This window comes from Aquabacterium sp., from assembly GCF_014378415.1.
Lineage (GTDB): Bacteria > Pseudomonadota > Gammaproteobacteria > Burkholderiales > Burkholderiaceae_C > Aquabacterium.
Genome location: NZ_JACMNS010000143.1, coordinates 1 through 9,950, shown reverse-complemented (window position 1 = coordinate 9,950; position 9,950 = coordinate 1). Strand labels below are relative to the sequence as shown.

Here is a 9,950-nt window from a genome sequence, read left to right as displayed (position 1 = left end):
TTGCGGCCAACGGACACATCCAGATTGCCGTACACGGTCACTTGAGCGTGGGCGGCAACGGCCACCAGGGTCAGCGCAGCAGCAGCCACGATATTTTTCTTAGCGAACATGAGATTTCCTAACATGATTGAATTAATGGCGTCCTGATGCACCGCCCAGGTGCACAGACCTTGCGACTTGTTGTCGTCAGAACCAATTCTTGCGTCTTGGCGCGCGTATTCCCCGATGCACGCACCAATTTCACCCATCAAGGGGGTGCTGATGCGGCCCAATCCGTGCCGAAAACGCAACAAATTGGTGCGGATATGGAAGTTAAACCAACAAAATAGGACGAATCAGGCGGCCAGGACGGCCAGGATCTCGGCCCCGTAGGCCTCCAGCTTTTTGGCACCGACCCCGCTGATGCCGCTCAACTCGCCCAAGGTTTGGGGCGCGATGCGGGCCATTTCAGCCAAGGTAGCGTCGTTGAAGACGATGTAGGCAGGCAGGTTGTGCTCGCGCGCCACTTCACTGCGCCAGGCCCTGAGTGACTGGAAGCGGATCAAGGCCTCGCCCACCAGATCTTTGGGGGCCCCGGCGGCGGCTTTGCCACTTGAACTTGATGAAGTGCGCGAGGTCTTGGCACGTTTGGGCGCGTCGGCGGCTTCGCGCAGGATGAGTTGAACCTCGCCCTTCAAGACCGCGCGGGCGCTGTCGGCCAAAACCAAGGTGTTGAACTCGCCCTCGGTGACCACATGGCCCATGGCCACCAACTGGCGCAGCACGGCACGCCATTGGTTTTCGCTCAGGTCGGCACCAATGCCAAAGGTGGTCAAGGCATGGTGGCCGTGCTGGTCAACCTTGTCGGTGCGCTTGCCGCGCAGCACATCAATCAGGTGGCCAGCGCCAAAGCGTTGCTGGCCGTGTTGCCAGAAGCGGTAGATGCCGCTGAGCATCTTGCGGCAGGCTTCGGTGGCGTCCCAGGTGATGGGCGGCTTGAGGCAGTTGTCGCAGTTGCCGCAGGGCTGGCTGTCTTCGCCAAAGTAGGACAGCAGGCGCACGCGGCGGCAATCGTGGGCTTCGGCCAGGGCCAGCAGCGCATCAAGCTTGCCGCGCTGGATGCGCTTGAAGTCGTCGCCCGCCGGGCTTTCATCGATCATGCGTCGCTGGTTGACGACGTCGGCCAGGCCGTAGGTCAGCCAGGCATCGGCATCCAAGCCATCGCGGCCCGCGCGGCCGGTCTCTTGGTAATAGCCTTCGATGTTCTTGGGCAGGTCCAGGTGGGCCACGAAGCGCACGTCAGGCTTGTCGATGCCCATGCCGAAGGCGATGGTGGCGACCATGACGATGCCGTCTTCGCGCAGGAAGCGGTCTTGGTTGCGGCGGCGCAGGCCCGAATCAAGCCCGGCGTGGTAAGGCAAGGCGTTGACGCCCTGCTGGGCCAGCCACTCGGCGGTTTCTTCAACCTTCTTGCGCGACTGGCAGTAGACCACGCCCGCATCGCCATCGTGCTCGTCGCGGATGAAGCGCAGCAACTGGTCGCGCGGGTTGGTTTTTTCAACCAAGGCGTAGCGGATGTTGGGGCGGTCGAAGCTGCTGATGAAGACGCGGGCGTCTTGCAGCTTCAGGCGCTCGATCATGTCGGCGCGGGTGTGGTCGTCGGCGGTGGCGGTCAGGGCCAGGCGCGGCACATCGGGGAAGCGCTCGTGCAGCAGGCTGAGCTGCAGGTAGTCTTCGCGGAAATCGTGGCCCCACTGGCTGACGCAATGGGCCTCGTCGATGGCGAACAAGCTGAGCAGGCCGCGTTCGTGCAGGCTGGCCAGTTGCGCCTGAAAGCGCTGGTTGGTGATGCGCTCGGGCGCGGCGTAGAGCATGACCAGGCGGCCAGACATCATTTCGCGCTCGATGCGCTGGGTGTCTTCCAGGCTGTGGCTGCTGTTCAAAAAAGCGGCGTGAACGCCGGCTTCTTCCAGGGCGCCGACCTGGTCGTGCATCAAAGCAATGAGGGGCGAAACCACGATGGTGACGCCCTTGCCTTCGCGGTGCCGGGCAATGGCGGGGACCTGGTAGCACAGGCTTTTACCGCCGCCAGTGGGCATGAGCACCAAAGAATCGCCGCCACCCAGGGTGTGGTCCACGATGGCTTTTTGCTGGCCCCGGAAAGCGCCATAGCCGAACACTTCTTGCAGGATGGCCTCGGCCGAGGTGGCAGGGGCCTGGGGGTTCAGGGCAATGGCAGACACGGGCAAAGGCGGGGGCGGGGGCGGGGGAAAACGGGGGGCGAAAACGGGATCGACCCGCATTGTGCGCGATCATTCGGGCAGCAATCCCATTTTGGAGAACCTCGTGCCTTCTCAAGACAGCAATTTGGCCAAGGTGGGCCATTTCATCCATGGCCAAAGCGTGCCCGTGGCCGCCGCAGATCGCCTCAGCCCCGTTTACAACCCAGCCACCGGGGCCGTGACCGCGCAGGTAGCGTTGGCCAACACCGCCGACGTGGCCCTGGCCGTGGCGGCAGCGCAAGCCGCCTTCCCTGCCTGGGCAGACACGCCGCCGATTCAGCGCGCGCGGATTTTGTTCAAGTTCTGGGGCCTGATCAACCAGCACAAGGACGAGCTGGCCGCCTTGATCACGCAAGAGCACGGCAAGGTGTTCAGCGATGCGCAAGGCGAGGTCACGCGCGGCATCGACATCGTCGAGTTCGCGTGCGGCATCCCGCAATTGCTGAAGGGCGACTACAGCGAGCAGGCCTCTACCGGCATCGACAACTGGACCATGCGCCAGCCGCTGGGCGTGGTGGCGGGCATCACGCCTTTCAACTTCCCGGTGATGGTGCCGTGCTGGATGTTCCCGGTGGCCATTGCTTGCGGCAACACCTTTGTGCTCAAGCCCAGCCCGACCGATCCTTCGGCTTCGCTGTTGATGGCGAAGTTGCTGACACAGGCGGGCCTGCCCGATGGCGTTTTCAACGTGGTGCAGGGCGACAAGGTGGCGGTGGATGCCTTGATCGAGCACCCTGACGTGAAGGCCTTGAGCTTCGTGGGATCGACGCCAGTGGCGCAGTCCATCCATGAGCGTGGCAGCCATTTCGGCAAGCGTGTGCAAGCCCTGGGCGGGGCCAAGAACCACATGGTGATCATGCCCGATGCCAACCTGGACAAGGCCGTGGATGCCCTGGTGGGCGCGGCTTACGGCTCAGCGGGTGAGCGCTGCATGGCGATCTCGGTGGCGGTGCTGGTGGGGGATGTGGGCGACAAGATCATGTCCAAGCTGATCGAGCGAACGCGTTCATTGAAGGTCAACCACGGCATGGTGGACGAAGCCGAGATGGGGCCGATCGTGACGCGCGCGGCGTTGGAGCGCATCAGCGGCTGCATTGAGGATGGCATCAAGCAAGGCGCGCAGTTGCTGGTCGATGGGCGGGGCATTTCGGTGCCCGGACTGGAAGGTGGATTCTGGCTGGGGGGCACCCTGTTTGACCAGGTCAGCCCCGAGTCTCGCCTGTACAAGGAAGAGGTTTTTGGCCCGGTGCTGGCGTGCGTGCGCGTGGCCAACCTGGACCAAGCTCTGGCGCTGGTCAACGGCCACGAGTTTGGCAATGGCGTGGCCTGCTTCACCAGCGATGGCCACACCGCGCGCGAATTTGCGCGGCGCGTGCAGGTGGGCATGGTGGGCATCAATGTGCCGATCCCGGTGCCGATGGCCTGGCATGGCTTTGGCGGCTGGAAGCGCAGCCTGTTTGGCGACATGCACGCCTATGGCGAAGAGGGCGTGCGCTTCTACACCCGGCAAAAATCCATCATGCAGCGCTGGCCCGAGAGCATCGGCAAGGGCAACGATTTCATCATGCCGACGGCGCGCTGACCTGGCCCGCCACAAACGCTTTGAGCTCACCGGGCTGAAAGCGCGTCCAGACTTCGTCAGACGTGAGCGGCTCGGTGGCGATGACGGCCACGCGGTCGCCCTGGTCGGTCAAGTCTTCGAAGTTCAGGCTCATGTCCTGGTCCTGCAGGCGGGCCAGGCCAAACGGGGCCTGGCGCACCAGGTAGTGCAGGTTGGTGGAGCAATGCGCCCACAAGGCATCGCCCTGGCTGAGCATGAAGTTGAAGGTGCCGTGCCGGGCAATGTGCGGCACCAGTTCGCGCAGGGTGTCGGTCAGGGCCTCAATGGTGGGCAGGCTGGCGTGGTGCTTGGCCAGCTCTTGCAGCAGCCAGCAGAAGGCTTGTTCGCTGTCGGTGTCGCCCACGGGTTTGAAGGCGGCGTGCAGCTTGGGCGCAAAGCCTTTCAGGTCGCCGTTGTGGGCGAACACCCAGTAGCGGCCCCACAGTTCACGCACAAAGGGGTGGCAGTTTTCCAGCGCGACCCGGCCTTGCGTGGCTTTGCGGATGTGGGCGATTACGTTTTGGCTTTTGATGGGGTATTGCTTGACCAGCTGGGCCACCGGCGAGACGCTGGCGGCGGCGTGGTCCACGAACAGGCGAACGCCCCGGCCTTCGAAAAAGGCAATGCCGAAACCATCGCAGTGCTCGTGCGCGCGGGTGGCAAATCCGGTAAAACTGAAAACGATGTCGGTGGGCGTGTTGCAGTTCATGCCCAGCAATTGGCACATATTGGTGGCTCCTTCGGGGGCTTCATGCTACGCCACCCCAAAATGGGCGCACCCGACAGAGGGGCTGGGCTCTGGCAAGGGCCTTGGGCATAATCGCTGAAGTTTTTCTTCGAATTGAATCCACCGAGTCAGGAATCAGGCCATGGCCTCCATCAACAAAGTCATCATCATCGGCAACCTGGGTCGCGACCCGGAAGTGCGCTACGCCCCGAGCGGCGCGGCCATGTGCAATGTGTCGGTTGCCACCACGCGCAACTGGAAAGACAAGACCAGCGGCGACAAGGTTGAAGAAACCGAATGGCACCGCGTGGTTTTTTACGACCGTCTGGCCGAAATCGCGGGTGAATACCTGAAAAAAGGCAGCCCCGTGTACGTGGAAGGCCGCCTGAAGACCCGCAAGTGGGCCGACAAAGACGGCAAGGAGACCTACACCACCGAAATCGTGGCCGACCAGATGCAATTGCTGGGTGGGCGTGATGGTGGCGGTGGCCGCAGTGGTGGCGGCCAGCAAGGTGGCAGCCAGCAAGGTGGCGGCGATGATTTCAGCCAGGATGCGCCTTCGGCCGCACCGCCCAGCCGTCCTGCGGCTGCGCGTCCGGCACCGGCTGCGGCGAGGCCTGCACCTCAGAAGTCATCGACTGGGTTTGATGACATGGATGACGACATCCCGTTCTGACCGGCACCTTGTCATAGTTGTGTTGATTCAGAGCCCGTTTCCGAGAGGAAGCGGGCTTTTTTCATGGCGGCGGCTATCGCGAATCACCCCTAAGATGAAGTGCGCACAATCCAGACTAGGGATGGCCGTCAAAACATGGCCCGGGCAGGATGAACACCTCACTCATCAACTGTCATTGGAGACCCCATGAACAAGTACTTCCGCGCCACCAAGCTTCAAGCCGTGGTCCTGATCACAGGCGCCTTGCTGTCGACCAGCGCCTTCTCCATGGGCCGCCACGACGCGCCCTGCGACGGTTTCATGGACTGCATCTACACCGCCTATTGGTACGCCTTCCTGCGTTGACTCATAAGGCTGATTCCCGTTCTGGGAGGGTTGAATGATGGAGGGTCCAGCGCAGACCTTCCCCACCATCAAGCACCCCAAAAGAGACCTCGAAGTCCAGCAGGCTTGAAGCCTGATTGGGGTGCCTGGCCAACACCTCGCTCAAGGTGTCGCCGGGCACGGTGTCGGCGGGCCAGGCGCCATCACGCGGGCGGACCTGCATGATGTAGCGCCCTGCGGTCAGGATCCTGGTGACACGCGCAGGGTCTAGCGCATCGGCGTGCTCGCGGAACGTGCAGGGGCCGGTGGAATCCGGCAAGCGCTCCCAGACCTCGCGGTAAACGCCATGCACGCCGGTTTCGATGACGCGGTCGTCGCACTCGAAGACCATCCAACCCGCGTCGGGTGACAGGCCTGGCGGCTGGTAGTCAACGTGGCGGTGCCAGGTGCAAATCTCATCCTCATGCGGTGCGCGCCGTTCAAGCTGCGTGATGCCGCAGAAGCCGCTTTGCAAGGCCAAGGCGTGCAGTTGCGGAGTGCTCATGGCGGACAAAGGCGCTTTGATGCGATCAGCTCGGGCGGCCAGCGGGATGCGCAAGTCGGCATGCCACAGCTCGGTCTGCATCCACAGGACCAGGCTGGTGTCATCGCGCTGCGTGGGGGTCTCCAGCAAGGTGCGTGACCAGACGCCACGGTAACGCTCGGGCACGGGCTGGTGGCTCATTCGCAGGCGCCTGAAAAGGCGGGCAAGGTGCGGTAGAAGGCCAGGTCGTGGTTGGGCCAAAGCCAGGCACCGGTGTCTTGGGCCAAGGCCTTGAGCTTGCGGATGCTGTCAATGGCCTGCTGCTCGCGGCCTGGCCACAAGGTGCCGGGGGCCACTTCGTCGTCCAGGTTCTCTTGCAGGTCGGCCGCGTCCCCGGCCAGCAGGATGGGCGGGCCTTTCGGCATCTCGATCAGCATCGACATGTGGCCCACGGTGTGGCCGGGGGTGGACACGGCCAGCACGCCGGGCACCAAGGTGTACTCGCCCTGCCGGGTGGTGAAGGGGATGGGTGTGCCCGCATCGTCCAGCAGATCGTCGGCGAAGACCACACCATCGGCACCGCTGCGCGCCACTTCCAGCTCATCGTGCTGCACATGGATCTCGGCGCCGCACCCGCAGCGGCGCAGGTCCTTCAGGCCCCCTGCGTGGTCGAAATGCAGGTGGCCGATGAAGATTAAATCGACATCGGCGGGGCTCAAGCCCAGGCGTGCGAGGTGGGGCGGAATGCGCTGTTCATCGCGCATGTCGGGCGCGCCAAACTCGAAAACATCGGGGTTGTAGTAACGCGCCCGGGCCACGGGGTCGTGGATCTTGGCGTGGTCACAGCCCACGTCGTAGAGGATGCGGCCGTTCGTCGTTTCAATGAGGTAAGCCAGGATGGGCGCGTCGATCATTTGCCCCAGCCCACGGTTGAAGGTGGAGATGGACTTGTCGTAGCGGTGCGTGGCGGTGAGCAAGGGCCAGAGCTTCTTGACGTGGCTCATGCGAGGGGCTCCTTCATCGTCAAGGCCGCGATGACGGACTGGGTGTCCAGCACCTGGCCAAAGAGGCCGCCTTCAACACTGATCATGGCCAAGGCGGGCGCTTGCAAGGCGGGATCGCTGGCGGCGCAGGCGTCGCCCACGGTGGTGCAGGCCAGGCCCCGGTCCACGGCCTCGCGCAAGGTGGAGTGCACACAAACTTCGGTGGTGACACCGCAGACGATGAGGTGCGTGATGCCACGGTTGGCCAGCACCTGGGCCAGGTCGGTCTGGTGAAAGGCGCCGTAGCCGGGCTTGTCGATCACGACCTCGCCAGGCGCAGGACGCAACTCATCGATGAAATCATGGCCATGTTCACCCCGGATGAGCAGGCGCCCCATGGGGCCTTCGGCGCCGATGGCGGCGCCAGCCCGGTTGCTGCGCTGCAGCTTCTGGGGCGGGCAGTCGGACAGGTCTGGCCGGTGGCCTTCGCGGGTGTGGATCACCAACAGACTGGCCGCGCGGGCGGCCTTCAACAAGGCCTGAATGTGCGCGATGGGCTGGGCCAGCCGGGCGACATCCAGGCCCGCTTGGGCGGCGTAACCCCCAGGCGCGCAAAAGTCGCGCTGCATGTCGATGACGATGAGCGCGGTGGCGCCAGGTGGAAAGCGTGAAAGCACGGGTTGCTGCTGCTTAAGCAAGGGCGACTGGCTTGAAGCCTGTGGCCATGGCCTGGGCAATGCGTTGGGCCACCTCTTGCGCCATCAACTTGCCCTTGTCCGCGTCGGAGCCTTTCGCTGACGACAACACGCCCGAGGCGGGCACCCAGTCGGTGCGCGTGGGGTAGATGTCGTAGGGCGGGAAGTCCACGGGCGGCTCGTCGGGGATCAGATCGAGGCGGACCAATGAGGGGTGATAGTGCAACATCATCGAGGTTTCGATGACGGCCGCGTGCTCCAAGGCGAAACCCGGAAAGCCCTCGGGGAAGACATGGGCCAGGGTCTGCGGGGTCATGAATTCCCAGTACTCCAGGCGCATCACTTCAAGCTGGGCTGTGGGGCCCAGGTCGCGCAGGCCCAGGTCGATGCCCTCGATCAGGAACCATTGGTTCTCGTAGTGGCCATTGAGGATGACCAGGCGCTTGACACCATGGCGCGCGAACTCGCGCACGGCATCGCGCACCGAGCCGATCAGGGTGGCCGCATCGACGCTGGTGGTGCCGCAGAAATGCTGGCCTCCGCCGCATTTTGGTTGCGACTTGTAGCCATACGACAAGGTGGGCGCGACGAGGGCGTTGCTCAGGCGCGCGGCATCGGCCGCGACGGCGCTGGACAGCAGGCCGTCGGTGCCCAATGGCAGGTGCGGCCCATGTTGCTCCAGCGCCCCCACAGGCAAGAGGATGGCGGGTTGCTCGGTCTGGATCAAGGCCTGGTAATCAAGCCAGGACAGCTCGTTCATGAAGACGGTGCGCATTGGGAAACTCCTGGTCAGGTGGCGGCGGTGCAGGCGGGGGATGGCGATGCGCCGGTGGTTTCCAGCAAGGCGGCTGCGGCGATGAGGGCGCCACCGCACCACTCGCTGGCGCTGAGGTGTTCTTCGCCCAGCAGGGTGCTGGACAGCACGGCCACCAACAATTCGGCGATCAGGATCACGCCCGCCCGGCCCGACTCCATGTGGGTGACACCAAACTGCCAGGTGGCCGTGGCCAGCGCCAGCCAGATGAAGCCATAGGCCAGCAAGCCCGCGCCCATCTGCAGCGAAGGCACCACCACGGCCGCGGGCGTGAGCTGCCAGGCCAGCATGGCCACTGACACCAGACCACAGCCCACGAAGACCGTGATCGTTTTGGACAGCATGGGCACGCCTTGCGCGGCCCGTGCCACGATGTTGTTGCCCGCGAAACCCATGCCCGCCGACAAGGCCAGCAGGTCGGACAGGCTGAAGGGCTGCTCGAAAGCCGCTGGGCCACCAATGACCAGGAAGGCCCCGGCCAAGGCGAGAGCCACCGCCAAGGCGCGGCGCCAACCGATGTCCTCGTTCAGGAACAACTTGCCGCCCAGCACAGCCCACACCGGCGACAGGTAAAACAGCAGCATCACGCGCACCACCTGACCCAGCACCAGCGCGTTGACAAAGGCCGCGTTGGCCCAACCGCCGATCAATCCCAGCAGGATCAGCAACTTGAGCTGCGCGCGCCACTGGCGCCGTTCTCGCCACAGGAATGGCAGGCCACACAGGCCCACCACGCCGTAGGTCAGCAGCGCCAACCAAGGGCCGGACAGGCCAGCGGCCGAGAACTGTTTCAGCGGCCACCAGGACAGCCCCCACAAGGAAGCAGAGAACAGCAAGACACTGACAGGCAACCAGGTCGGAGGTGGTGCAGGCAAGGTGGCGGTACTCATGTCAGAAGTTCAAGGCATCACCGAACCACCGTTGGGGCCCAGCACCTGGCCGCAGTAAAAGCGCGAAAGATCGGAGGCCAGGAACAGCGCGGTGTCGGCGATCTCGTCGGGGTGGGCAAAGCGGTGCTGGGGAATGTCCATTTCCTTGGCCAGCCATGGCGGACTCATGTGGGCAGAGGACAGCATGGCGGTCTCCACCGGCCCCGGCGCGATCGCGTTGACGCGGATGTGGGGCGCGAACTCGCGGGCCAATGAGCGTGTCAGGCCGATCACGTCGGCCTTGGCGAAACTCAAAGCAATGGCCCGACCGATGCCGCTGGCGGCACCGGTGACCAGGGCCGTGCGGCCTTGCAACGACAAGGTGGCCGCGTCCATGTCACACCGCCGTCAAAAATGAGACGCCCACCGCGCCCACGAAACCATCCGCCCGGCCGGCGTTCTCAGGGCCCAGCACTTC

Annotated in this window: 12 protein-coding genes; 3 read left to right on the top strand and 9 right to left on the bottom strand. The window is 64.1% G+C overall.

Annotation, left to right across the window (positions count from 1 at the left end; translation table 11 throughout):
* Both H7225_RS13040 and recQ read right to left on the bottom strand, forming a co-directional pair.
* Positions 1 to 248 (bottom strand): hypothetical protein (locus H7225_RS13040; protein ID WP_290662477.1); only part of this gene is annotated, 248 nt, incomplete at its 3' end.
* 87 nt (positions 249 to 335) lie between these two features.
* Positions 336 to 2,222, bottom strand: a complete 1,887-nt coding sequence (gene recQ / locus H7225_RS13035; protein WP_290662475.1) for a DNA helicase RecQ — start codon at positions 2,220 to 2,222, stop codon at positions 336 to 338.
* A gap of 103 nt (positions 2,223 to 2,325) precedes the next feature.
* Between recQ and H7225_RS13030 the strand changes: the two genes are divergently transcribed.
* Positions 2,326 to 3,843, top strand: coding sequence for a CoA-acylating methylmalonate-semialdehyde dehydrogenase (locus H7225_RS13030; protein ID WP_290662473.1), 1,518 nt, complete (start codon positions 2,326 to 2,328; stop codon positions 3,841 to 3,843).
* On the opposite strand, the gene H7225_RS13025 is transcribed toward H7225_RS13030, so the two are convergent.
* Positions 3,824 to 4,588: a class II glutamine amidotransferase gene (locus tag H7225_RS13025; protein ID WP_290662472.1), complete on the bottom strand. Its 765-nt coding sequence runs from the start codon at positions 4,586 to 4,588 to the stop codon at positions 3,824 to 3,826. The genes H7225_RS13030 and H7225_RS13025 overlap by 20 nt on opposite strands.
* 142 nt (positions 4,589 to 4,730) lie before the next feature.
* Here H7225_RS13025 and ssb point away from each other — a divergent pair, with 142 nt between their 5' ends.
* Both ssb and H7225_RS13015 read left to right on the top strand, forming a co-directional pair.
* Positions 4,731 to 5,264 carry a single-stranded DNA-binding protein gene (gene ssb, locus H7225_RS13020; RefSeq protein ID WP_290662471.1) on the top strand — a complete coding sequence of 178 codons (534 nt, stop codon included), beginning with the start codon at positions 4,731 to 4,733 and terminating at the stop codon, positions 5,262 to 5,264.
* Positions 5,265 to 5,450: 186 nt separating this feature from the next.
* A complete protein-coding gene (locus H7225_RS13015) occupies positions 5,451 to 5,609 on the top strand; it encodes a hypothetical protein (protein WP_290662470.1) in 159 nt (52 codons plus the stop codon).
* Between the two features lies 1 nt (position 5,610).
* On the opposite strand, the gene H7225_RS13010 is transcribed toward H7225_RS13015, so the two are convergent.
* Genes H7225_RS13010 through H7225_RS12985 form a run of 6 tightly spaced genes read right to left on the bottom strand, consistent with a single transcriptional unit; the run spans position 5,611 to position 9,868 of the window.
* Positions 5,611 to 6,312 carry a hypothetical protein gene (locus tag H7225_RS13010; RefSeq protein ID WP_290662469.1) on the bottom strand — a complete coding sequence of 234 codons (702 nt, stop codon included), beginning with the start codon at positions 6,310 to 6,312 and terminating at the stop codon, positions 5,611 to 5,613.
* A complete protein-coding gene (locus H7225_RS13005) occupies positions 6,309 to 7,115 on the bottom strand; it encodes an N-acyl homoserine lactonase family protein (RefSeq protein ID WP_290662468.1) in 807 nt (268 codons plus the stop codon). The genes H7225_RS13010 and H7225_RS13005 overlap by 4 nt, the downstream gene beginning before the upstream one ends.
* A complete protein-coding gene (locus H7225_RS13000) occupies positions 7,112 to 7,771 on the bottom strand; it encodes an isochorismatase family cysteine hydrolase (protein ID WP_290662467.1) in 660 nt (219 codons plus the stop codon). Before H7225_RS13000 ends, H7225_RS13005 begins: the two co-directional genes overlap by 4 nt.
* A 13-nt stretch (positions 7,772 to 7,784) precedes the next feature.
* Entirely contained in the window at positions 7,785 to 8,564 is a 780-nt protein-coding gene (locus tag H7225_RS12995) for a creatininase (protein WP_290662466.1), read from the bottom strand.
* A 14-nt stretch (positions 8,565 to 8,578) separates the two neighbouring features.
* Positions 8,579 to 9,493 carry a DMT family transporter gene (locus tag H7225_RS12990; protein ID WP_290662465.1) on the bottom strand — a complete coding sequence of 305 codons (915 nt, stop codon included), beginning with the start codon at positions 9,491 to 9,493 and terminating at the stop codon, positions 8,579 to 8,581.
* Positions 9,494 to 9,502: 9 nt separating this feature from the next.
* Positions 9,503 to 9,868, bottom strand: a complete 366-nt coding sequence (locus H7225_RS12985) for an SDR family oxidoreductase (protein ID WP_290662464.1) — start codon at positions 9,866 to 9,868, stop codon at positions 9,503 to 9,505.
* Positions 9,869 to 9,950: the final 82 nt, after the last annotated feature.